This window comes from Bacillus sp. BR3(2024) (assembly GCF_039134555.1).
GTDB classification, from domain to species: domain Bacteria; phylum Bacillota; class Bacilli; order Bacillales; family Bacillaceae_G; genus Bacillus_A; species Bacillus_A cereus.
The window spans coordinates 3,858,095-3,879,937 of the sequence record NZ_CP152433.1 but is presented as its reverse complement, the minus strand read 5'-3'; the positions used below and the strand labels follow the sequence as shown (position 1 = coordinate 3,879,937).

The following is a 21,843-nucleotide window of genomic DNA, read 5'->3' as shown; positions in this document are numbered from 1 at the left end:
TCGAAAAATGCACTTGAAAAATTAAGCTGTAAATTTGTGATGAAATGGTACTTTCAAGTAAATAAAAAATCAGACTTATTTCAAAATGAAATAAGCCTGTTCCATAGGAGGATGTATATATGTAGAGTGAATAAAAGTTTGGAAAAGGGGGTCCAAGTCCTTTTATTCAACTAACTACCTTAATAGATTGGAACCCAGCCTTCAGTTGTCACAAAAATACGAATAGCTACAACTTGGCGATCATCTTGCAAGGTAAAATAATGTCTTGCATTTTCAGGAACAGATATTAAATCGCCTGGCTCAAGTTCAACATCAAAGAATTTCCCATCTTTACCTTCAATAGCGAAAATGCCGTGACCACTGACGATAAAGCGAACTTCGTCATCTGTATGATGGTGTTCCTTTTGGAAATTAATTAATAATTCGTCAAGGTTAGGTGTGCTACTTGAAAGTGAGATTACATCATGTGCTTTATAACCTCGACGTGCTGAAACATCAGCGATTTCTTTTGAAAAAATAGCTAATATTTCAGCTTTGTTTTCATCTGTTAACGAATAATTTTCATTTAAATGAGTAGGAAGTTTAGAAATATTCCATTTCTCATATAAAACGCCTTCCTCTTGTAGAAATTTAGATACTTCCACTTCATTTTCAATACGAGTATTTACTTCATGAATACGAATTTGCGCCATTAGAAACGCCTCCTTGAATTGATAATAGTTTTATATGAAATTGGAATAAAAACTCATAAGCTTCTAATCTCTTCTTTGCATCAAAGCTATCTCGGCCCCATACGGTAATACCGTGGTTACGGATTAATACTGCACCCGAATCTCCTTGTATATGCTTTCGGAAGTTTTCTCCAAGTGTTGGGATATGGGCATGGTTTTCGATAATAGGAATGTGAATGGTTGCACCTTCTTCCCAAATATCGAGAGCTTTAATAATTTCTTGATTTTGAAGGGTGACTGCATCACTATATAAATTTGTGATGACATTATTATCGGTTGTATGAACATGAAGTACGCAACCGGCATTCGTATTGTTATAAATGTGTGTATGCAATATTGTTTCTGCTGAAGGGCGTAATTCAGTCTCTAAAACGGGAACTCCTACATGATCTACTAATAGAAAATCATCTGGAGTGGTTTTTGTTTTATCTTTACCGCTTGCCGTAATAAGAAAAGTAAGTGGTTCATGACTAACCTTTATAGAAATATTACCACTTGTTGCTGGGAACCAATTTCGTGTTGTTAACTCTTTTTTTATCTCGCTTAAGTCATACCATTGACGAAAAAGTTGTTTCATGCCTTCACCTCCAACAAAAGTTTTAATTCAGCTTGCACATCTTGAAATGTTTCAAACGGTGTATAAGCAATATGATTTTCTTCACACTTTGTAATAAGAAAATCGCGAGCGAATACTTTATCAGCTTGTTTCGCGGCTTGTAAATCAGTAATAGAATCTCCAATTACAATATGAAAGTCATCTGTATCACTTAATTTACGGATTAATGATGATTTACATAATCCGCAATGATTTTGACAATGATCATCACAAGAATGAGGCCATTTAACTGTAATAAACTCTGCTGAAAAGTCTGTTTCATTACAATAAATTTGCTCTTTTGGAATGATTCCTTGTAAGAGTGGATAGACGAAGAAATCCATTCCACCTGATATCACGTAAAAAGAAATGTTATTTTCCTTTACGAATTGTATAAACTCATGAAAACCACTACGGATTTCAGCAGTTTCTATTAAAAATTGAATAATATCATCGTGCAGATTAGTAGGTATTAATTGAAATAATTGAGAAACACCTTCTTGAATGGATAGTTCTTGTGATAAAATTTTATTCTTTACTTCTTCGGCTTCTGGTGGTGCGAATTTTTCCATAATGGACATAATGTTATCATTATTTGTAATCGTGCCATCGAAATCACAAAATACTTGAATACTCATAATTTCACCTCATAAGAGGGATTTCCCCATATTTGTAGTGCACTATGCAAATTTATGTCGTCTACTTCATGGAGTGGTTTATTTTGCAAAGTAGCATCAATTGCAGTACGGAAAGCTTTACCGCCGCCTTGCGCTCCATTTGGATGTCCGTGTATCCCGCCGCCAGCATTAATAACAACATCTTTACCGAAATCTCGTACAATAAAGGGAACGAAACCAGGATGAATACCAGCAGACGGAACAGAAAAGCTCTTCTTGAAAGATGCATCGTCTTCAGTTAAATATTTTGAGATAGCAAGAGCCTCCTCTTTTTCTAGCGCAACACTTCCGTATGGAGATGGGAATAATGAAAAGTCAGCCCCAGCATAACGTAGTAGCTTTCCAAGTAATAATGGAGATGAAACTCCATATAACTTGGATGCTGAATAAGCACCACTTACAGCAGGATGTGCCATAATAGGAACTGGGATTTCATCATCTTCTGCAAGTGATTGTAGTACATCTAGTCCGTAAGCAAATACGTTAAATAATAGAATATCAGCTCCAGCTTGCACTGCACGTTTAGCATTTTCTTTTAAATCAAAAGTTCGTCCTGTTAAATTTACGGCATATAACGTTTTATGTCCGTATGTTTCATATACGGATTGTAAAACTTCTTTTCCAGATACAATGCGTTTCGTAAGTGGTGTTAATGCATTTTCAAATAATATTTCATCATCTTTTACTATATCTACACCACCAATTGCTTGATCGCGTAATTGCGTTTTTAAATACCCAATGTTTCGTCCAATCATTCCTTTAAAAATACTCATTAAAAGGGGACGATCATGCACTTGTAAAAGATTTCGAATACCATCTATCCCGAATTTTGGACCAGGAAAATGTTTTTTTAACTCGTCTGAAAAAGTTAAGTCAATTAATTTTACTTCGCCATCAAGTGATAGCTTTCCAAATGTAGTCGTTAAAATCGCTGGTAAATCTGGACTGAAGTTTAATAGCGGATATTCGATTTTAATAATTCCGCGTTTTACTTTTTTACGTAAATACGAATTGGTATGTTCATGTTCAGCTAATTCCTCAACATGAATGACGTTGCCTTTATGCTGCTTTAATTGTTCTTGCAATAAGTGTGGCAAATGAGTCCAAGAGCCAATTGTTAAACCGAGTGCAATTTGCTCAGCTTTTTTTTCTAAGTTATGTGAATCATCATGGATTAAATACGTCGCTATAATTCCGCTCATTGTTATAACCTCCTAGTTAAATAAAAAAACCTCTCAGCTAAGGAGAGGTTTTTTTACAACCAGCTCCTTATCTGTCAGCGTAATGCTGCGAGAATTAGCACCGTGTCTACAATTGTAGATCGGTTGCCGGGTTTCGTCGGGCTCGTCCCTCCACCTGCTCTTGATAAGAAGTATTTAGAAATGTTTAAATTTTTAAGATAACTGAATTTTGTCAGATATTTTTCGTGTTGTCAATTACTTTTTGAAAAAATTTAATTTATCAATTCGATTAATGGCTTCTCGTAATCTATCTTCTGTATGTAAGAGACCAACACGGACATACCCTTCGCCATGCTCACCAAATCCAACACCAGGAGCAACTGCGACATGTGCTTTTTCTAGTAAAATATTAGAAAATTGCTCAGAGGTATATCCTTTTGGAACGGGAAGCCATGCAAAGAATGATCCTGTTGGAATGTCTACATTCCAACCAATTGAGTGACAGGCTGAAATAAGAGCGTTTCTTCGAGATTCGTAACTATTTACAAGGTCTATTACACAAGACTGTGAACTTAATAGTGCTTCTCGAGCAGCATCTTGAACTGCACCGAATATACTAACATACATATGATCTTGTAATAGGTTAATTGTTTCAATCACACTTTCATTCCCTACAGCAAAAGCGATGCGCCAGCCAGCCATATTGAAAGTTTTTGATAATGTGTAAATTTCAATTCCTATATTTTTCGCACCATCTGCTTGCAAGAAACTAACAGGTTTTTGACCATCAAATCCGATAGCGCCATAAGCAAAATCGTGAACAACTAATATATTATGTTTATTAGCAAAGTGAATGGTTGCATCAAAAAAATCTTTTGATGCAGTAGCACCGGTAGGATTATTTGGATAGTTTAAAAACATTAATTTTGCACGCTCTGCAATAGAGTCATCAATGTTCGTATAATCTGGTAAAAAGTTATTTTCTGCAATAAGTGGCATTCTTTCAAAGTGTGCTTTTGCTAAAGCAACCCCGGATAAATAATCTGGATAACCTGGATCCGGAACGAGAATCGTATCACCAGGATTTGTAAAACAAATCGGTAATTCTACTAGTCCAGCCTTCCCACCAAACAAAATAGCAACTTCAGTTTTTGGGTTTAATTCGACGCCATATTCACGTTTATAGAATGTAGCCACGGCTTCCTTTAAGCTTTCATGTCCGCGAAATGGCGGATATTTATGATGAATGGTCTTTTCGGCAGCATCTTGTAAAGCTTTTACGATATGCTGCGGTGTTGGTTGATCTGGATTACCTTGACCTAGATTAATAACATCGTGACCAGCTGCAACGACTTTGTTAACTTTTGCAACAAGTGAAGCGAAAAATTGTGTTGGCAATGATGTTACTATCTCAGAAGGTTGAAATAATTTCATACTTTCCACCTCTTTTGAAAGTTGTTACAATTCTAGTGACAAATGATATAATCTTTCCAGTATTTTGTAAAGAGAAAAATAAGAATGGGGCTGAAAAAATGAAAGTCGCATGTATTCAAATGGATATTGTTTTTGGAGATGTAGAAAAAAATATTGAGAATGCTAAAAATAAAATAAGTGAAGCTATGAAGGAAAGGCCAGATGTTATCGTCTTACCAGAACTATGGACAACAGGATATGATTTAACGAGACTTTCTGAAATTGCAGATAGGGATGGAGTGGAAACGAAAGAAAAGTTAATAGAATGGGCGAAGCAATATGATGTACATATTGTTGGTGGGTCCATAGCAAAGCAAACAGAGCAAGGCGTTACAAATACGATGTATGTTGTAAATAATGAAGGACAGTTAGTCAACGAATATAGTAAAGTACATTTATTTCAGCTTATGGATGAACATAAATATTTAATAGCTGGTAATGGTACGGGCGAATTTAAGCTAGATGATGTTGAATGCGCTGGAACAATTTGTTATGATATTCGTTTTCCAGAGTGGATGCGTGTTCATACTGCTAAAGGGGCAAAAGTATTATTTGTTGTAGCAGAATGGCCATTAGTTCGTTTAGCACATTGGCGTTTGCTATTGCAAGCAAGAGCAGTTGAAAATCAGTGTTATGTTGTTGCGTGTAATAGAGCAGGGAAGGATCCGAATAATGTGTTTGCAGGTCATTCTTTAATTGTGGATCCTTGGGGTGAAGTTGTAGTAGAGGCGAATGAAGAGGAATCAATTTTATTTGGAGAGCTTGAATTCGAGAAAATTAAAGAAGTACGTAAAGGAATTCCAGTTTTTGCGGATCGCCGTCCAGAATTATACAAATAAAATGTTGACAAGTGATTTTTATTCTTGGTATAGTCTTCAACATAAAGTTAAAAATTCAAAAAATTATACAACTCTTATCAAGAGCAGGTGGAGGGATTTGGCCCGATGAAGCCCAGCAACCGACCGTAATACCATTGTGAAATGGGGCGTTTATTACGCCAAAAGGCACGGTGCTAATTCCAGCAGAAAGTAAAACTTTCTGGCAGATAAGAGGGGAGAAGATAAACTTCAAACCTCTTTCTTAGTGGAAAGAGGTTTTTCTATGTTAGAAAAACCTCTGAATTTAAAAAGGGGGAGAAGAAGATGGGATATTATTCATTAACAGAAATAACAGCTGTACAATATGCGAAAGATCATGGCTATTTTGAAGAGAAGGCAAATGTCATTTGTCATGAAATTGGAGATGGAAACTTAAATTACGTGTTCAAATTAGATGATGGAGAGAAATCCATTATAATAAAACAAGCACTGCCTTATGCGAAAGTAGTTGGTGAAAGCTGGCCATTGTCTATAAAAAGAGCAACGATTGAAAGCAAGGCATTACAAATTTTTGCGCAGTATGTACCGGATTATGTTCCAGTAGTGTACAGTCATGACGAAGAGTTAGCGATAACGGTAATAGAAGACTTATCAAGACTAACAATTACAAGAAAAGGATTAATAGACGGAGAAGAATATCCGCTTTTATCCCAGCATATTGGTCGTTTTCTAGCACATGTTTTATTTTACACTTCAGATTTTGGTTTACAGTCAAAAGAGAAAAGGGTACTAGAAGGTACCTTTGTAAATCCGGACCTTTGTAAAATTACAGAGGATTTAGTGTTTACAGATCCGTTTGGACATTATGATACAAATGATTATGAGCGAGATTTACAGCTCGTGGTTGATGAACTTTGGAGTGATAAAACTTTAAAACTAAAAGTAGCACAATATAAATATAAGTTCTTAACAAGAAAAGAAACTCTTATTCATGGTGATTTACATACTGGTAGTATTTTTTCGTCACCTTCTGAAACGAAAGTGATTGATCCAGAATTTGCGGCATATGGCCCATTTGGGTTTGACATAGGTCAATTTATTGCAAATCTATTATTAAATGCGTTATCTAGAGAAGAAGAGAAGAGAAGTGTACTATTTTTCCATATAGAAAAGACGTGGAGTTATTTTGTAGAGACTTTTACAAAGTTATGGATTGGAGAAGGTGTAGAAGCATATACGAAAGAAAAACAATGGTTACCAATTATTTTGCAAAATATCTTTACTGATGCTGTTGGATTTGCCGGATGTGAACTAATTCGTAGAACAATTGGTTTAGCTCATGTAGCAGATTTAGATGAAATAGAAAATAAAGAAACAAGAATTCAAGCTAAGAAACAAGCGCTATCCTTAGGAAAAGAACTAATAAAATATGAATCTAAAAGTGCTGATATTCAACTGTTTCGAACATTATTTCAACAGACAGTTTCAAGGGGTGTAAAAGCATGAGTACAATCGTTACTGTTCCGAGATCTGTAAGTTGGAAAGGGGATGCAATTGCGGTATTAAATCAAACGAAATTGCCACATAGCACAGAATACAAAACATTAACGACTATTGAAGAGGTTTGGAAAAGTATCATAATGTTAGAAGTACGCGGAGCGCCTGCAATTGGAATTGTAGCTGCATTTGGCTTGGCGCTTGCAGCGAAAAAATATAATACTTTACATATCGAAGAATTTCAAAAGAAGTTTAATAGAGACTGTAACTATTTAGGGACATCACGCCCAACGGCAGTAAATTTATTTTGGGCAATTGATCGTATGAGAGAATCTATTCGAGAGATTACTACAATAAAAGAAGCACAAAAAATATTAGAAGAAGAAGCGCTTCGCATTCAACAGGAAGATGAAGCGGTGTGTCGAAATATTGGGGAATATGCGTTAACATGTTTTAAAGATGGCGATAATATTTTAACAATCTGTAACGCTGGAAGTATCGCAACTGCCAGATATGGAACTGCATTAGCTCCCTTTTATATTGGAAAAGAGAAAGGTGTGCGTTTACATGCATATGCGTGTGAAACGAGACCAGTTTTACAAGGTGGTCGCTTAACGACGTGGGAATTGAAGCAAGCAAATATTGATGTGACCCTTATAACAGATAATACTGCAGCTCATGCTATTCAAACGAAAGAAATAAACGCAATTATTGTGGGGGCGGATCGAATTGTCGCAAATGGAGATACAGCCAATAAAATAGGGACAATGAATTTAGCTATTTTAGCAAAGTACTTTAATATCCCATTTTACGTTGCTGCGCCACTATCAACATTTGATGTTACGAAAGAAACTGGAGCCGAAATTATTATTGAAGAAAGAGATGAAACAGAAGTTACGAAAATCTTTGGAAAACAAGTAGCACCAATTGGAACGGATGTTTATAATCCAGCATTTGACATAACGCCGAATGAATTAATTACAGGAATTATTACTGAGAAAGGTATTATACGCGGGGACTATAAACGAGAAATTGCATCATTATTTGAAAAACAAGCTAATACATAATAGCTTGTTTTTTTATGCCTAAATGCAGTGTTTTCTCTTACTTATATAATGAAAGGAGGGGAAGAGGGTGGAAGAGTGGATCAAGATGATAGGTAATGTAGGGTTTCCGATTGTTGTAACATTATATTTACTCCACCGTATTGAAAGTAAATTAGAGGGGGTAATTGTTGCAATTGAGAAGCTCCCGCGGCAATTACTAAAGTACGAAGATCCTCGGGATAAAAAATAAAGTTTGCTCTTCTTGAGCAAACTTTATTTTTATTGAGCGGTATAACCACCATCGATAACGACAGCTTGACCAGTTATACCTTTAGCTTTTTCACTCGCTAAAAACATCGCATAATCTGCAATTTCTTGTACTTGTAATAAGCGCTTTTGTGGAACGAGTGGATAAATAACATCTTCTAAAACATTTTCAAGTGGTACATTTCGTGTAGTAGCTAAGTCTTGTAGTTGATTACGTACAAGGGGGGTATCAACATAACCAGGGCAAAGGGCATTAACAGTAATACCATGCGTAGCACCTTCTAAAGCGGCAACTTTTGTTAATCCAATTACGCCATGTTTTGCACTATTGTAGGCAGCTTTTCCAGCAAACCCGACAAGGCCGTTAATAGAAGCGACATTAATAATACGACCATATTTTTGTTGTTTCATAATCGGAAAGGCATGCTTAATTGCAATAAACGGAGCAATTTGCATAATTTGAATTAGTAGCTCGAACTTTTCAGTTGGAAAGTCTTCAATGGGTGAAACGTGTTGCATTCCTGCGTTGTTAATTAATATATGTAATGAACCGAAATGATCAACTGTTTGAGAAATTGCTGCTGTAATTTCCTCTTCAGATGTAACGTCACATTTTAAACCGATAGCTTGAAAACCTTCATTTTGTAATTGTTCAGCAGCTTCTTTTGCACGTTCTTCAAGCCGATCGGTAATCACAACTTTTGCACCTTCTTTTGCAAAAGCCTTTCCCATTTCATAACCAATACCACTTGCAGCACCTGTTAAAAAGACAACTCGATTTGTAACCATGATGAAAAACATCCCTTCATAATAAAGTTTTCATAGTGCTCTATTTAGAGAAGCTATAATGAAATTCCTGCAAACATTTGGAAAAATATCGTTAGCTATCTTGTTTTGCAAAATAGTCTTTGCTATACTATTTTGTAAAGCAAGGTAGTAGGAGGATTTGAATTATGTCGACAAGTCAAATGCTGAAAGGGATTTTAGAAGGATGCTTACTTGCTATTATTTCTGAAGGCGAAATATACGGTTATGAAATGAGTGAAAAGCTAGCGAAGTATGGTTTTACAATGGCGAGTGAGGGAAGTATTTATCCGTTATTAATACGAATGCAAAAAGAAGGACTAATAACAAGCGTAATGAAGGAATCTCCATCTGGTCCAAAGAGAAAATATTATACATTAACAGAAAAAGGCGAGGAAGCACTTGATGAATTTATGGATCGCTGGGAAACGATGCAAAGTAGTGTAGAACGTCTACTTGAAGGGAAGGGAAGGAGAAAATAATGCTATCAAGTGAAGCGCGAAAGTTTTTGTTAGATATGAGATTATTTTTGACGGCAAAGAGTGTGAAAGAAAGCGATATTGAAAATTTTATAGAAGATGCGGAACTCCATTTAATTGAGGGTGAGAGTGATGGGAAAAGTGTAGAAGATATTTTCGGAAGCTCACCGAAAGAATATGCAAATGAACTTGTCAAAGTAATGGAAAGAGATAGACAGGAAACGTGGAAGCAAATTGGTTTTACAGTAATGAATATCGTATCGTTTTGGATTATTGCTTCTATCTTAATAGTGAATCATGGAATGTTACAGATTTCACTTATTCAGTGTATCGGTTATAGTTTTTCATTGATTTTAGTTGTTATAGGTCCTAATTTTCTACTTCGCAAAATGGCCTTCGTAACAAGTTTTACAAAAACATGGTTTTCTATGTGGTCTTTAGTTATGATCGCTCCAATGTTTTTATTAGGAGCTGTTACGATATTAGACGTGATATATCCGACAAAAATGCTCACATTCACCGAAGTGCAAAGTTATATAGTAGCTGGTGGGATTTTTATCATCACAGTAGCTATAAATATATACTTTGAAGGATGGTTTAAAAACTTATATTTAATCATTCCACTTTCAATTATGTTAGTGTTTAAAACATTTACAACGGAAGATCTTGTTCCAATGTTATTTCAAATTATATGTTTATACGGAAGTTTGTTTGTTTTGATTTTCCTTGAAATTATGATGAAGACGAATAGAAGAGCAACGGTTAAATAAGGGAGGGATTATTATGAAGATTTCTAAAGAAGGGGAAAAGTTTTTAATCAATACGAAAATATATTTAATAACAAAAGGAATTAAAGAAGAAGATGTGGACGCCTTTCTAGAAGATGCAGAACTTCATTTAATAGAAGGTGAAAAAGAGGGAAAGACAGTAAGTGATATATTTGGTGATTCGCCAAAAGAGTATGCGGAAGAATTAGCGAAAGAGATGGAGAAGGATAAAGGCGGAAGTATAAAGAGTGTTTTAGGAATGATTATTGGGATAGGTGGGTATTGGTTACTAACCAATATTTTATTTGGAAATCCGAATCAACAATTTACGTTAACAAATGTACAGGTAATTGGTTATCCTATCGTTTTAATTATTACAATTATTGGAACGGTTTTTGCGTTTAGAATGTCTTCTTTTAAAAGTAAATCAGTAGAGTTTGGAATTATTTATGTAATAGTAATGATACCTATTTTATTATTAGTGTTATTAATGTTTATGAATAAATGGTATGGGACGCCAATTTTACAATTGTCGACAATGCAGACATATATATTAGCAGTAAGTATATTTTTATTACTTCTTATTGGTGAAGTATATGTTCTTGGTTGGATGGGTGTTTTGGTACTAATTGTTCCTCTTGCGATTATGTTCTTATTTAAAGACTTAGAAGAAAGAAATGTATTTTGGGGAATTGCAAAGATATTACTTATGTATGGAAGTATATATGGATTAATGAGATGGTCTTTAAAAATTGAAGAAAGAAAAAGTGTGAACTAGAAATTCAATAAAAAGCGGCTGCTCTGGATATACCAAAAATTATTTCCAAAGAAATATTATATAGGGATTTTTAGAGGGATTACATTTACATTTAGTTGTCTATTTTTATTTCTAGCAGCCGGGATTTGTTTTGTTGATTGGAATAAGTTGTTTTAAACAGTAACATGAGGGTTACTGTTTTTTTCTTTGCAATAAAGAGCTTTGTAAAGAGAGTGTTTTTTGTTCGTTCGTCAATAGAGACTGAATAGGAACATTTTCAGGGCGCGGGACTATCGGATACATAAGATTGGTTGGAGAAGGGTGGTGCTCGGAGCCGGTTGGAGAATGAGGATCTGCATGAGTAAGTTTTCCGTGAACACGTCTTGTAAATAAAATATGACCAATTTCGTGAGCGAGCGTATATATATTTTTCATAGGAGCAGCCGAATTTGTTAAAACGATATAGCCAGTAAGTTGCTGTTGTTTTGCTAAAGAATAAGCGCAGGCAATTACTGCTGTTTCTTTGAAATAATCACTGCCAATATAACAAATATAAAGGTCGCATTCAGGAGCTTCATTTACACATGTTTGGAAAAAGGATGCCAGCTTTTCTTGACTTTGAATGGAATTTTTATAACTGATTTCACGGTCAAAAAAACGGAAAAGTTCATTTAATACAATTACTTCTTGAATTTGAAATGTAATGGGGTGCCAAATTGATTCTGCAACAGCTAAATCTTTTGCGATGCGGTCATCAGAAATATCGGCGCCGGGAGTAATACAAATACATATATTGACGTATGGATCCATAAGGAACACCTCAACTGAAAAAAAGTTCTTCCTATAATATATGTGGGGAAAAGATGTCATGTATGGATAAACGCCTTCTTTATTGAATATATAGATGACAAGTCGAAAAAATTTCATAGTTCTATAACGTAGTGTGATCATCTTTTTGATATAGTAAAGAAAAGGGGGAGAATATATGTATACATTAAAAATCGTTTCAGACAGAGAAGCTCTTTATCAATTTGCAAGTTATGTAAGAGTTGTACAAGGGGTGGAAGATGTATATGTAGAGGTGGGAGAACCTTTATATGAACATCCGTTAATGAAGTTTTATGTACATATTAAGCTGAAAGAAACATATGAGCAGCATAAAGCGTTACAGGAAATAGCAAGATTAGTAGAATTGGGGCGTTTTACATATGTCCATTATCGTAATGATGAAATTGAGGAAGCTTTTGAAGCTGTAAAATATGAAAGTTTTAAGAAATAAAGGTGAAAAAAAGGAGGCGAAAGCTTCTTTTTTTCTTTAAAATTACATGAACAAAAAGAGCAAAATTTTGTTATGATAAGGGAGGTTAGGGAAAGGGGAATTTACATATGGGGTATATTGAAGAGTTACGAAAAGTCGTTGGTACAAGGCCGCTTATTCTCGTAGGATCAGCAATTATTATATTAAACGATAATCAAGAAGTATTGCTTCAATATCGTTCAGATACATATGATTGGGGTGTACCTGGTGGGGCGATGGAACTGGGCGAAACGACAGAAGAAACTGCACGTAGAGAGTTATTTGAGGAAACGGGGTTAACTGCAAAAATAATGCAATTTCTTGGTGTTCTATCAGGAAAAGAAGTATATTTCCGTTATCCGAATGGCGATGAAATTTTCAATGTTATTCATCTGTATCAGGCACATCATGTGAGCGGGGAATTAAAGCTCGATCATGAAGGGTTAAAACTTCAATATTTTCCAGTAGATAAGTTGCCAAAATTGAATGAAACGACAGAGAAAATTTTACAAAAGTTTTTATATGCGCTGACAGAATAGAAGGTTAATTCCTTCTATTTTTATTATATTAAATATTTTGATTTTTTAGTATGTTTATAGTATGATAGTTATAGATATACATCTTATGGAATTTCACCTAAAAACTGACTAGGGTACATAAGAGAGGGGCAAGTGCAAAATGCATAATGTTGTTATTACAGCTGCAGTTCGTTCGCCAATTGGAACTTTTGGAGGAGCGCTAAAAAATGTAACGCCAGTAGAATTAGCTGTTCCTGTACTTCAGGAAGCTGTAAAACGAGGCGGGGTAGAACCACATGAAGTTGATGAAGTAATTTTAGGTCATTGTATTCAAAGAACTGATGAAGCAAATACGGCGAGAACAGCTGCATTAGCGGCAGGATTTCCTGACACAGTTACGGGATATACAATCCAACGTCAATGTTCTTCAGGTATGCAAGCAATTATGTCAGCTGCAATGCAAATCCAATTAGGTGTAAGTGATGTTGTTGTTGCAGGTGGGGTAGAAGCGATGAGTTCGAGCCCTTATGCATTGAAACAGCACCGCTGGGGACAACGTCTACAGCACGGAGAAATTCGTGATACGGTGTGGGAAGTGTTAGAAGATCCGATTCACCATATTATGATGGGTGAAACAGCGGAAAATTTAGTTGAACAATATGAAATTACAAGAGAGGAACAAGATGAAGTTGCTCTTCGCAGTCATACATTGGCACTGAAGGCAATCGAGTCTGGATACTTTGACGATCAAATTGTTCCTATTACAATAAAAGAGCGTAGAAAAGAAGTTGTATTTTCGAAGGATGAACATCCACGTGCAGATATTACAGCTGAAAAATTAGCTGGATTGAAGCCGGCGTTCCGTAAAGATGGATCAGTGACTGCTGGAAATGCATCTGGCCTTAATGACGGGAGTGCAGTTCTAGTATTAATGAGCGAAGAAAAAGCGAAAGAAAAAGGTTTACAACCGTTAGCTAGAATTGTTGGATATTCAGTAGCTGGAGTAGATCCAAAAATTATGGGTATTGGACCAGCACCAGCAATTCGTAAAGGTTTAGAAAAAGTAGATTGGTCATTGGAAGATGCAGATTTACTTGAAATTAATGAAGCTTTCGCGGCTCAATATTTAGCTGTAGAGAAAGAGTTAGGCTTAGACCGTGAAAAAGTGAACGTAAACGGTAGTGGCGTAGGACTTGGGCATCCAATTGGTTGTACAGGGGCTCGTATTACAGTAAGTTTAATTCACGAATTAAAAAGACGTGGGTTAGAAAAAGGAATTGCCTCTTTATGCGTCGGTGGCGGTATCGGGGTTGCCTTATTTATAGAAGCACTATAAAAAAGAAGCAGCTATTGCTGCTTCTTTTTTTACGACTCAAATAGATGATGGAATAATCGATCGCGATTTTCAAAGAAAAGTTTCGTCGTTTGGTAATGCTCAGTTTCTTCTAATGTGGATTCGTGAATTCCCTCTTGTGTTAAAGAATATATAGTGGATTCAGGATAAGCCATTAAAATAGGAGAATGCGTCGCGATAACAAATTGTGAACCTTGTTCAGCTAGTTCGTGCATTCGAATGAGCATGGAAAGTTGTCTCATTGGTGATAAAGCTGCCTCAGGCTCATCTAAAATGTATAAACCTTGTCCTGAAAAACGGTTCATAAATAATGAGAAGAATGATTCACCGTGTGATTGTTTGTGTAGTGAGATACCACCATAAGAGTTGATAACCGGATTCCCACGTGCTTCTCTATCAGCATCTATTTCATCAATATAAGAAGCAACGTTATAAAATGATTCAGCGCGAAGAAAGAAACCGTCGTTTGGTGTATTGAAACTTTTTGAAATTCGAAGGTATTCATGTAAAGATGAATGGGAATCGTTTGTGCTAAAGCGGAAGTTCTTCGTTCCACCTTCTGCATTAAAACCTAACGCAATTGCAATTCCTTCAAGTAATGTTGATTTACCTGTTCCGTTTTCTCCAATAATGAATGTTACATTTGGATGGAAAGCTAGTGATTGTAATGTTCGAATAGCGGGTAAACAGTAAGGATATGCGGAAAAACTAGGGATATTTTCTTTTTTTAATGTGACATTTTGTAAAAAGGGTACGTCAATCAATATATAAACCTCAATTCATAACGGATTTTGAATTTAAAAAGGCAGCAAATACAAGTGTTAATGACACCTGAATCCCTTCTTGTTTTCTGAATATTTTATGTGGATTATATCATTTAAACTATCATATTCCAATGTGAAAATAAATATTGCATGAAGATCCATTCTCTCGTTATGATATATGGTATTCTATTGAAAATGTGAGAAGGAGTTAAAGTATGCCGTTTACATTTGCACATCCAGCAGCAGTTCTTCCTTTTGCGAAAAAGCACTCTAAACATATTTCAGTAACGGCTCTTATATTAGGTAGTATGGCGCCTGACTTTGAATATTTTTTGCACTTTAGACCCTATGGTGTTATTGGCCATACATGGCTTGGGTTCTTATATTTAAATTTACCGCTTGTATTTCTAATCGCATACATATATCATTACATTTTAAAAAAGCCGTTTATAACGCATTTGCCTAAACCGTTTGCTGGTTATTATTCATATGCAATAGATGAGAGGTGGGGGCTACATACCTGGAAAGAATTCTTTGTATTTTGCTATTCTGCATTATTCGGTATGCTCACGCATGTCGTTTGGGATGCATTTACTCATAATACAGACTATTTCGTTATGAAAATAGCATTGTTACAAATTGAATTACGCAGTATTCCATTGTATAAATATATGCAACATGGGAGTACATGTGTTGGCTTATTATTGCTATTATACGTACTATGGAAGTATAAAGATGAAACAGGGAAAGATATGATTGTAGCTTTAGAAAAAAGAAAGTATTGGGTTTCGATAATCATTGTGACAGCTTTTATATTTATCGTGCATGCGTTCTTAGATCCCTATTTTCATATTTTCCAAATTGGAGGTATAATAGTATCTGGACTGACAAGTTCATTTTGTGGAATTGTCATTGTTTCTATAGTTTACAAAGCAAGGGACTAATTTTATATTCATGAATGATAGCGTTAGGAGAAATGAAATGATGAAAGCATGGAAAAGTATTTTTGTTTTATGTAGTTTTCTTCTTATGTTAAGTGGTTGCTTCCATCAAGAAGAAAAGAAAGCTGAACCGAAGAAGAAAGAATCTATTCCTGAAACGAAAGAATATGGTGGGCGTGAGCTGAAAAAAGTAGGACAAAAAGTGAAAGAAACAGGATGGGGTACTTTCAAGTTAGAGCAGATGCATTCTGTGAATCAAACATTTGAAGTAGCGCCAATGAAAATTCACGTACAAGATGTGAAAGTAATCTCTTTATCACAAATGAGTGAAAAGGCAAAAAATACATTGAAAGTATACACGGCACTAACTCCTGAAGAAGTAAAACGTAGATTAGGGGATAAAGTAAGCCAAGAAGATGCAGAATTATATGCATCGCTAAGTGGAACAGAGATTAGTAATACAATTCGTTACGTTGAGATTACATATAAAGTGGAGAATAGCGGAAATAAAAATATGCAATTTTTCTCTATGAATGATGTTATGATTAATGGTAAGCAACATTTTAAAGTAGCCACTCAAAACTTTTTATATGACGAAGATACGTTAGTTGGTACAAAAAATGTATCAAGAGAAGACTATAAGCCTGGTGAAATAAGAGATGGTATTATTGGTTTAATACTTGACGATGGAAAAGACAAGGTAAAGGATATTCAGTTTACAACTGATGATTTACTTGCAGGAGATTCAGAAACACAAGATGTTGTAAAAGAGCCACAAACGTTTAACATCTCACTAAAATAATGTAAGACAAAACAGTCAGCATACAAATATTATGCTGACTGTTTTTTTATTTCTTTTATGTATGAATCTACATTTTGAAAAGGCACCTTAATTTTAAACGCATCTTTTTGTTCATTAAATTGCTTTTCATTGTAGGGACCGAAACGTTTATTGTGCTTTACATCAATAATCCAATAATGTTCACTTTTTTTATTTGCAATTGCTGCGTCAGGGTTATTTGGATCTGATTTTTCCTCAGTTTGTTTTGCAATAATGTATTTATCATCCCAAGCAATGTCTGTAATTTTTGCAGGGATGTATTGTGTGGCATATACAGCATCTTGCGAGGGGAAAAGTTCAAATGCATTTCCAGAAGTACGTATGAGTTCGTATTCATCGTTAACCGTATAAGTTAAGTGACTTGTGTTTCCTGCACAACCAGTTAATAGGAAGGCGACGAATAGGATTATCCATTTTTTCAATATGGGAACCTCCTTTATAATGCTATTGTAACAAATTGTACAAGAAAAGTAAGAGAAACGCTAGTTTACAATGTTTTTTAGAAGTGGTACGATGAGACGGGTAAAGAAGGATATGAAGGAGTCGACATAAAATGAAGTTAAAGATGCATCGTCCAGCGCTTGTAATGAATCGCATAGGTGCTTCCCTAATTGACATGTTTTTAATCTCGGTTATGTATGGTGCAGTAGTAGCTATTATGACCGGAAACTATAGTGCTATGTTTAAGCGCTTTAATATAAGCTTAGGTGATTTTAGATATGATTTCGCAGTAGTTTTCATATTAATGGCGATATATTTTATTGTATTACCCTTTATTTGGAACGGTGTTACACTTGGCAAAAAGGTAACGAGAATAAAATTAATTTCATTGAAGAGTGAAAAGCTAACGTTGCAAACATTAATTATAAGATTTTTTGTAGTGTTATTACCGAACGTATTGCTATTAGGAATTCCATTAATATGTAACGTATATATGATGTTGTTCCGCAAAGACAATTGCGGTTTTCAGGACTTAATTACAAAGACGAAAATAATAAGTCTTGTATAATAAAATAAAAAAAGACCCTTTTATATATAAAAGGGTCTTTTTTTATTTTATAAGTATATTGTGAATATTTACAGTAAGGAAAAACTAAAATGTGTCATTTCTATTTATAATAGATTGAAAATTAAGATAATGGTATAATGATTAAAAATAATATCTTTATCTCACCATTTGGGGCTGATTAAAGTTTTACTTTATATAATAAGGGGGAAGTTGAGATGACAGGAGGTAGCATAATTTTTTGGGGCATTCTCATTTTTATCGGTCTAGTTCTTGATCAGCGTAAGAGTAAGAAAAAAGAAGGATAAAAAGTAAACGTTTACAAATCGAATGGCAATTTTTCTTGCTTGCAGAATAATCTCATAAAGGAGTATACTGAATGACGGTAAGACTTATAGAAGGGGTAATGAAAATGAAGCTTGCAGGAAAAGTTGCTATCGTAACTGGCGGTGGCATCGGTATTGGACGTAATACAGCTCTTTTGTTGGCTAAACAAGGCGCAAAAGTTATTGTGACGGACATTGATCAAGAGAGTGGACAAGCAACAGTGGAGGAAATTACGAATCTAGGCGGAGAAGCCCTTTTTGTATTCTATGATATGGAAAAGCAAGGAGATTGGCAACGCGTTATTAGCATTACTTTGAATGCATTCAGTCGCATTGACATGCTTTTTCAAAATGCTGGTTTATATAAAATAGATTCTATTTTTTCTCGCCAACAAGAGAACGATTCCAATGTACTTTGTATTAATGACGTTTGGATAGAGATAAAACAATTAACGTCATCTTTTATGAAACAGCAAGAAGAAGTGGTGCTTAGTGATTTACCGATTTTCGGTATTATTGGCACGAAAGGACAATCATTTCATACAGTAGAAGCCCTAGTATAATAATGAAAACCGCCCTCAATATATGTGGACGGTTTTTTATATGTGTATAGTAAAGATAAATTTTTTAGCGAATACGTTGTTCAGTTTGGTTATCAAAGAAATGCGCTTTATTCATATCAAATGCTAATTTAATTTGGTCACCAGGTGAAAACGTATGTCTTGCATCTACACGTGCCGCAAAATCTTGATTCCCAAGTTTCATATATAAAATGGATTCAGCACCTAATAACTCAGCGACTTCAATTTTTGTTGTGAAGGCAGTAGATTGTGAAGCTTCTAAAAATAGTAGTTCATCATGAATGTCCTCTGGACGAATACCTAAAACAATTTCCTTATTTACATAGCCTTGTTCACGTAGCATCTTCATTTTTCCTTCAGATACTTTAATTTTTATAGTATTGTCTATAACGAAATCGGTTTCAGTCAATTTACCACGGAAGAAGTTCATAGCTGGTGAGCCGATAAATCCACCCACGAAGATGTTTTCTGGTGTTTCATATACTTCTTTTGGAGTTCCAATTTGTTGGATTTTTCCATCCTTCATAACGACAAGACGCGAAGCCATAGTCATTGCTTCTGTTTGATCATGTGTTACATAAATTGTTGTTGTTCCAAGACGATGATGTAGCTTAGAAATTTCTGAGCGCATTGCAACACGGAGTTTAGCATCTAAGTTTGATAATGGTTCATCCATTAAGAAAACTTTTGCATCTCGAACGATTGCTCTACCTAACGCAACACGTTGGCGCTGTCCACCTGATAATGCTTTCGGTTTTCTATCTAAATATTGTTCAAGTCCTAAAATTTTTGCTGCATCTTTCACACGACGATCGATTTCATCTTTTGGTATTTTTCGAAGTTTTAATCCAAATGCCATATTATCATATACACTCATATGTGGATAAAGAGCGTAGTTTTGGAATACCATAGCGATATCTCGATCTTTTGGAGGAACATCATTCATTAGTTTACCATCAATTGAAAACTCGCCTTTTGAAATATCTTCAAGTCCAGCTACCATTCGTAATGTTGTAGATTTTCCGCATCCAGAAGGACCGACAAATACAATAAATTCTTTATCTTGAATGTGTAAATTAAAATCAGTTACAGCTGTTACGTTATTATCATATATTTTATAAATGTTTTCTAATTTAAGTTCTGCCATGGTATTTCCCCCTAGAAATAATTATGCAAACGTTTTCTTTGAGTTCATTATAAACGAATAGATTCAAAAAATAAATAAAAAAATAAAACGTTTTCATTTATTGGAGATTTATTAGTGGTTTTCATATGTTTTCTTAGAAAAAGACAATAAAAATTGTAAGCGCTATTTTAAATTGAGATAGAATCTGTTATCATTCATTAATGAAAACGTTTGCGCCTTAAAAAAGAGAAAAATGAATGATGAATGAAATGGGGTAGCATAATGGAAAAACAATGGTGGAAAGAAAGTGTAGTATATCAAATTTATCCTCGTAGCTTTATGGATAGTAATGGTGATGGTATAGGAGATCTTCAAGGGATTATTTCAAAGCTAGATTACTTAAAAGAGTTAGGGATTGATGTGATTTGGTTATCACCAGTCTATGAATCTCCAAATGATGATAATGGTTATGATATAAGCGATTATTGTAAAATTATGAACGAGTTCGGAACAATGGAAGATTGGGATGAGCTATTACATGAAATGCATGAACGTAATATGAAATTGATGATGGATTTAGTTGTTAATCATACATCTGATGAACATAATTGGTTTATTGAATCACGTAAATCAAAAGATAATAAATATAGAGATTACTATATATGGCGCCCTGGAAAAGAAGGAAAAGAACCGAACAACTGGGGAGCAGCGTTTAGTGGATCAGCATGGCAGTATGATGAAATGACAGATGAATATTATTTACATCTGTTTTCTAAAAAACAGCCAGATTTAAATTGGGATAATGAAAAGGTAAGACAAGATGTTTATGAAATGATGAAGTTTTGGTTAGAAAAAGGAATTGATGGTTTCCGTATGGATGTTATTAATTTTATTTCTAAAGAAGAGGGATTACCAGCTGTTGAAACAGAAGAAGAGGGGTATGTTTCAGGTCATAAGCATTTTATGAACGGTCCAAACATTCATAAATATTTACATGAAATGAATGAGGAAGTATTATCGCATTATGATATTATGACGGTTGGTGAAATGCCTGGTGTAACGACAGAAGAAGCGAAATTGTATACTGGAGAAGAACGAAAAGAATTGCAAATGGTATTCCAATTTGAACATATGGATTTAGATTCAGGAGAAGGTGGAAAGTGGGATGTAAAACCATGCTCACTTCTTACTTTAAAAGAGAATTTAACAAAGTGGCAAAAAGCATTAGAGCATACCGGATGGAATAGCCTTTATTGGAATAATCATGATCAGCCTCGCGTTGTATCTCGTTTTGGTAATGATGGAATGTATCGCATTGAATCAGCAAAAATGTTAGCGACAGTTCTTCATATGATGAAAGGAACGCCATATATTTATCAAGGAGAGGAAATCGGAATGACGAACGTCCGATTTGAGTCAATTGATGAATATCGAGATATTGAAACGTTAAATATGTATAAAGAAAAAGTGATAGACCATGGTGAAGATATAGAAAAAGTAATGGAATCTATTTATATAAAGGGTCGTGATAATGCTAGAACTCCGATGCAGTGGAATGATCAGAATCACGCTGGATTTACAAAAGGTGAACCTTGGATTACTGTAAATCCTAACTATAAAGAGATTAATGTGAAACAAGCAATCCAAGATGAAGGTTCAATTTTTTATTACTATAAGAAATTAATTGAACTACGCAAAAATAATGAAATAGTTGTGTATGGATCATATGATTTAATATTAAATAATGACCCTTCTATTTTTGCTTATGTAAGAACATATGGAGATGAAAAACTACTTGTTATTGCAAACTTTACTGCGGATGAAAGTGTATTTGAAATGCCTAAGGATATTAGTTATAGTGAATCAGAGTTATTTATACACAATTACGATGTAGAAATCGGATCAATAGATAACATTCCATTACGTCCGTATGAAGCGATAGTGTTCAAATTGAAATAAGAAAAAGCCTTATGCCACTTCAAAATTGGCATAAGGCT

At 34.7% G+C, this 21,843-nt stretch carries 26 protein-coding genes, 1 pseudogene and 2 riboswitches; of the genes and pseudogenes, 17 read left to right on the top strand and 10 right to left on the bottom strand.

Annotation, left to right across the window (positions count from 1 at the left end; genetic code table 11):
• Positions 1 to 179 precede the first annotated feature (179 nt).
• The 5 genes from V7S45_RS19795 to V7S45_RS19775 all read right to left on the bottom strand — a co-directional run bounded on the left by V7S45_RS19795 (position 180) and on the right by V7S45_RS19775 (position 4,618).
• Complete coding sequence (locus V7S45_RS19795) at positions 180 to 692, bottom strand: cupin domain-containing protein (RefSeq protein ID WP_000057314.1); 513 nt, start codon at positions 690 to 692, stop codon at positions 180 to 182.
• On the bottom strand, positions 670 to 1,308 hold the full coding sequence (locus V7S45_RS19790; protein WP_000811341.1) for a methylthioribulose 1-phosphate dehydratase: 639 nt from the start codon (positions 1,306 to 1,308) through the stop codon (positions 670 to 672). The genes V7S45_RS19795 and V7S45_RS19790 overlap by 23 nt, the downstream gene beginning before the upstream one ends.
• Positions 1,305 to 1,964 carry a 2-hydroxy-3-keto-5-methylthiopentenyl-1-phosphate phosphatase gene (locus V7S45_RS19785; protein WP_000027461.1) on the bottom strand — a complete coding sequence of 220 codons (660 nt, stop codon included), beginning with the start codon at positions 1,962 to 1,964 and terminating at the stop codon, positions 1,305 to 1,307. The genes V7S45_RS19790 and V7S45_RS19785 overlap by 4 nt, the downstream gene beginning before the upstream one ends.
• Positions 1,961 to 3,205 carry a 2,3-diketo-5-methylthiopentyl-1-phosphate enolase gene (mtnW, locus tag V7S45_RS19780; protein WP_000014181.1) on the bottom strand — a complete coding sequence of 415 codons (1,245 nt, stop codon included), beginning with the start codon at positions 3,203 to 3,205 and terminating at the stop codon, positions 1,961 to 1,963. The genes V7S45_RS19785 and mtnW overlap by 4 nt, the downstream gene beginning before the upstream one ends.
• A gap of 64 nt (positions 3,206 to 3,269) precedes the next feature.
• A riboswitch (SAM riboswitch) is annotated at positions 3,270 to 3,375 on the bottom strand.
• A 64-nt stretch (positions 3,376 to 3,439) separates the two neighbouring features.
• A complete protein-coding gene (locus V7S45_RS19775; RefSeq protein WP_086400821.1) occupies positions 3,440 to 4,618 on the bottom strand; it encodes a pyridoxal phosphate-dependent aminotransferase in 1,179 nt (392 codons plus the stop codon).
• 14 nt (positions 4,619 to 4,632) lie between these two features.
• Between V7S45_RS19775 and V7S45_RS19770 the strand changes: the two genes are divergently transcribed.
• The 4 genes from V7S45_RS19770 to V7S45_RS19755 all read left to right on the top strand — a co-directional run bounded on the left by V7S45_RS19770 (position 4,633) and on the right by V7S45_RS19755 (position 8,268).
• Complete coding sequence (locus V7S45_RS19770) at positions 4,633 to 5,496, top strand: carbon-nitrogen family hydrolase (RefSeq protein ID WP_016512349.1); 864 nt, start codon at positions 4,633 to 4,635, stop codon at positions 5,494 to 5,496.
• 71 nt (positions 5,497 to 5,567) lie between these two features.
• A riboswitch (SAM riboswitch) is annotated at positions 5,568 to 5,709 on the top strand.
• A gap of 90 nt (positions 5,710 to 5,799) precedes the next feature.
• Complete coding sequence (gene mtnK / locus V7S45_RS19765; RefSeq protein WP_000542684.1) at positions 5,800 to 6,981, top strand: S-methyl-5-thioribose kinase; 1,182 nt, start codon at positions 5,800 to 5,802, stop codon at positions 6,979 to 6,981.
• Entirely contained in the window at positions 6,978 to 8,039 is a 1,062-nt protein-coding gene (gene mtnA, locus V7S45_RS19760; protein WP_089607610.1) for an S-methyl-5-thioribose-1-phosphate isomerase, read from the top strand. Before mtnK ends, mtnA begins: the two co-directional genes overlap by 4 nt.
• A gap of 67 nt (positions 8,040 to 8,106) precedes the next feature.
• Positions 8,107 to 8,268: a YvrJ family protein gene (locus V7S45_RS19755; protein ID WP_000393336.1), complete on the top strand. Its 162-nt coding sequence runs from the start codon at positions 8,107 to 8,109 to the stop codon at positions 8,266 to 8,268.
• Positions 8,269 to 8,297: 29 nt separating this feature from the next.
• Here the strand turns inward: V7S45_RS19755 and V7S45_RS19750 are convergent, their stop codons facing one another.
• Positions 8,298 to 9,074, bottom strand: coding sequence for a 3-hydroxybutyrate dehydrogenase (locus tag V7S45_RS19750; protein ID WP_000258428.1), 777 nt, complete (start codon positions 9,072 to 9,074; stop codon positions 8,298 to 8,300).
• Between the two features lie 164 nt (positions 9,075 to 9,238).
• On the opposite strand from V7S45_RS19750, the gene V7S45_RS19745 reads away from it, so the two are divergent.
• The 4 genes and pseudogenes from V7S45_RS19745 to V7S45_RS19730 all read left to right on the top strand — a co-directional run.
• Positions 9,239 to 9,571: a PadR family transcriptional regulator gene (locus V7S45_RS19745; protein ID WP_000107982.1), complete on the top strand. Its 333-nt coding sequence runs from the start codon at positions 9,239 to 9,241 to the stop codon at positions 9,569 to 9,571.
• Complete coding sequence (locus V7S45_RS19740; RefSeq protein ID WP_088343891.1) at positions 9,571 to 10,338, top strand: DUF1129 domain-containing protein; 768 nt, start codon at positions 9,571 to 9,573, stop codon at positions 10,336 to 10,338. Before V7S45_RS19745 ends, V7S45_RS19740 begins: the two co-directional genes overlap by 1 nt.
• Before the next feature lie 13 nt (positions 10,339 to 10,351).
• Positions 10,352 to 11,113: a DUF1129 domain-containing protein gene (locus V7S45_RS19735; protein WP_088343889.1), complete on the top strand. Its 762-nt coding sequence runs from the start codon at positions 10,352 to 10,354 to the stop codon at positions 11,111 to 11,113.
• A 12-nt stretch (positions 11,114 to 11,125) separates the two neighbouring features.
• Positions 11,126 to 11,269: pseudogene (locus V7S45_RS19730) on the top strand (DNA-binding protein); the annotation flags it as partial.
• A gap of 15 nt (positions 11,270 to 11,284) precedes the next feature.
• Here V7S45_RS19730 and V7S45_RS19725 read toward each other — a convergent pair.
• Positions 11,285 to 11,902, bottom strand: a complete 618-nt coding sequence (locus V7S45_RS19725) for a hypothetical protein (RefSeq protein WP_000371608.1) — start codon at positions 11,900 to 11,902, stop codon at positions 11,285 to 11,287.
• Between the two features lie 175 nt (positions 11,903 to 12,077).
• On the opposite strand from V7S45_RS19725, the gene V7S45_RS19720 reads away from it, so the two are divergent.
• From V7S45_RS19720 to V7S45_RS19710, 3 genes are all read left to right on the top strand, one after another.
• Positions 12,078 to 12,371, top strand: a complete 294-nt coding sequence (locus V7S45_RS19720) for a DUF3928 family protein (RefSeq protein ID WP_000288330.1) — start codon at positions 12,078 to 12,080, stop codon at positions 12,369 to 12,371.
• A 107-nt stretch (positions 12,372 to 12,478) separates the two neighbouring features.
• Positions 12,479 to 12,928, top strand: coding sequence for an NUDIX hydrolase (locus tag V7S45_RS19715; RefSeq protein ID WP_000540529.1), 450 nt, complete (start codon positions 12,479 to 12,481; stop codon positions 12,926 to 12,928).
• A gap of 139 nt (positions 12,929 to 13,067) precedes the next feature.
• Positions 13,068 to 14,243 carry an acetyl-CoA C-acetyltransferase gene (locus tag V7S45_RS19710; protein WP_000552078.1) on the top strand — a complete coding sequence of 392 codons (1,176 nt, stop codon included), beginning with the start codon at positions 13,068 to 13,070 and terminating at the stop codon, positions 14,241 to 14,243.
• A 29-nt stretch (positions 14,244 to 14,272) separates the two neighbouring features.
• On the opposite strand, the gene V7S45_RS19705 is transcribed toward V7S45_RS19710, so the two are convergent.
• Entirely contained in the window at positions 14,273 to 15,025 is a 753-nt protein-coding gene (locus V7S45_RS19705; protein ID WP_000567998.1) for an AAA family ATPase, read from the bottom strand.
• A gap of 215 nt (positions 15,026 to 15,240) precedes the next feature.
• Here V7S45_RS19705 and V7S45_RS19700 point away from each other — a divergent pair, with 215 nt between their 5' ends.
• On the top strand, positions 15,241 to 15,969 hold the full coding sequence (locus V7S45_RS19700) for a DUF4184 family protein (RefSeq protein WP_088343887.1): 729 nt from the start codon (positions 15,241 to 15,243) through the stop codon (positions 15,967 to 15,969).
• Positions 15,970 to 16,006: 37 nt separating this feature from the next.
• Positions 16,007 to 16,768 carry a hypothetical protein gene (locus tag V7S45_RS19695; RefSeq protein ID WP_000973899.1) on the top strand — a complete coding sequence of 254 codons (762 nt, stop codon included), beginning with the start codon at positions 16,007 to 16,009 and terminating at the stop codon, positions 16,766 to 16,768.
• Positions 16,769 to 16,797: 29 nt separating this feature from the next.
• Here the strand turns inward: V7S45_RS19695 and V7S45_RS19690 are convergent, their stop codons facing one another.
• Positions 16,798 to 17,229 (bottom strand): DUF3997 domain-containing protein, encoded by a 432-nt coding sequence (locus tag V7S45_RS19690; protein ID WP_000758789.1) that lies wholly within the window; start codon positions 17,227 to 17,229, stop codon positions 16,798 to 16,800.
• A 131-nt stretch (positions 17,230 to 17,360) separates the two neighbouring features.
• Here V7S45_RS19690 and V7S45_RS19685 point away from each other — a divergent pair, with 131 nt between their 5' ends.
• The 3 genes from V7S45_RS19685 (at position 17,361) to V7S45_RS19675 (ending at position 18,702) form a co-directional block, all read left to right on the top strand.
• Positions 17,361 to 17,816 (top strand): RDD family protein, encoded by a 456-nt coding sequence (locus V7S45_RS19685; RefSeq protein ID WP_000769080.1) that lies wholly within the window; start codon positions 17,361 to 17,363, stop codon positions 17,814 to 17,816.
• A gap of 215 nt (positions 17,817 to 18,031) precedes the next feature.
• A complete protein-coding gene (locus V7S45_RS19680) occupies positions 18,032 to 18,121 on the top strand; it encodes a hypothetical protein (RefSeq protein ID WP_000145638.1) in 90 nt (29 codons plus the stop codon).
• Between the two features lie 71 nt (positions 18,122 to 18,192).
• Positions 18,193 to 18,702 (top strand): SDR family NAD(P)-dependent oxidoreductase, encoded by a 510-nt coding sequence (locus tag V7S45_RS19675; RefSeq protein WP_000218413.1) that lies wholly within the window; start codon positions 18,193 to 18,195, stop codon positions 18,700 to 18,702.
• A gap of 64 nt (positions 18,703 to 18,766) precedes the next feature.
• On the opposite strand, the gene ugpC is transcribed toward V7S45_RS19675, so the two are convergent.
• Positions 18,767 to 19,867: a sn-glycerol-3-phosphate ABC transporter ATP-binding protein UgpC gene (gene ugpC / locus V7S45_RS19670; protein WP_000818931.1), complete on the bottom strand. Its 1,101-nt coding sequence runs from the start codon at positions 19,865 to 19,867 to the stop codon at positions 18,767 to 18,769.
• Between the two features lie 261 nt (positions 19,868 to 20,128).
• Between ugpC and malL the strand changes: the two genes are divergently transcribed.
• Positions 20,129 to 21,805 (top strand): oligo-1,6-glucosidase, encoded by a 1,677-nt coding sequence (gene malL / locus V7S45_RS19665; RefSeq protein ID WP_000415177.1) that lies wholly within the window; start codon positions 20,129 to 20,131, stop codon positions 21,803 to 21,805.
• Positions 21,806 to 21,843: the final 38 nt, after the last annotated feature.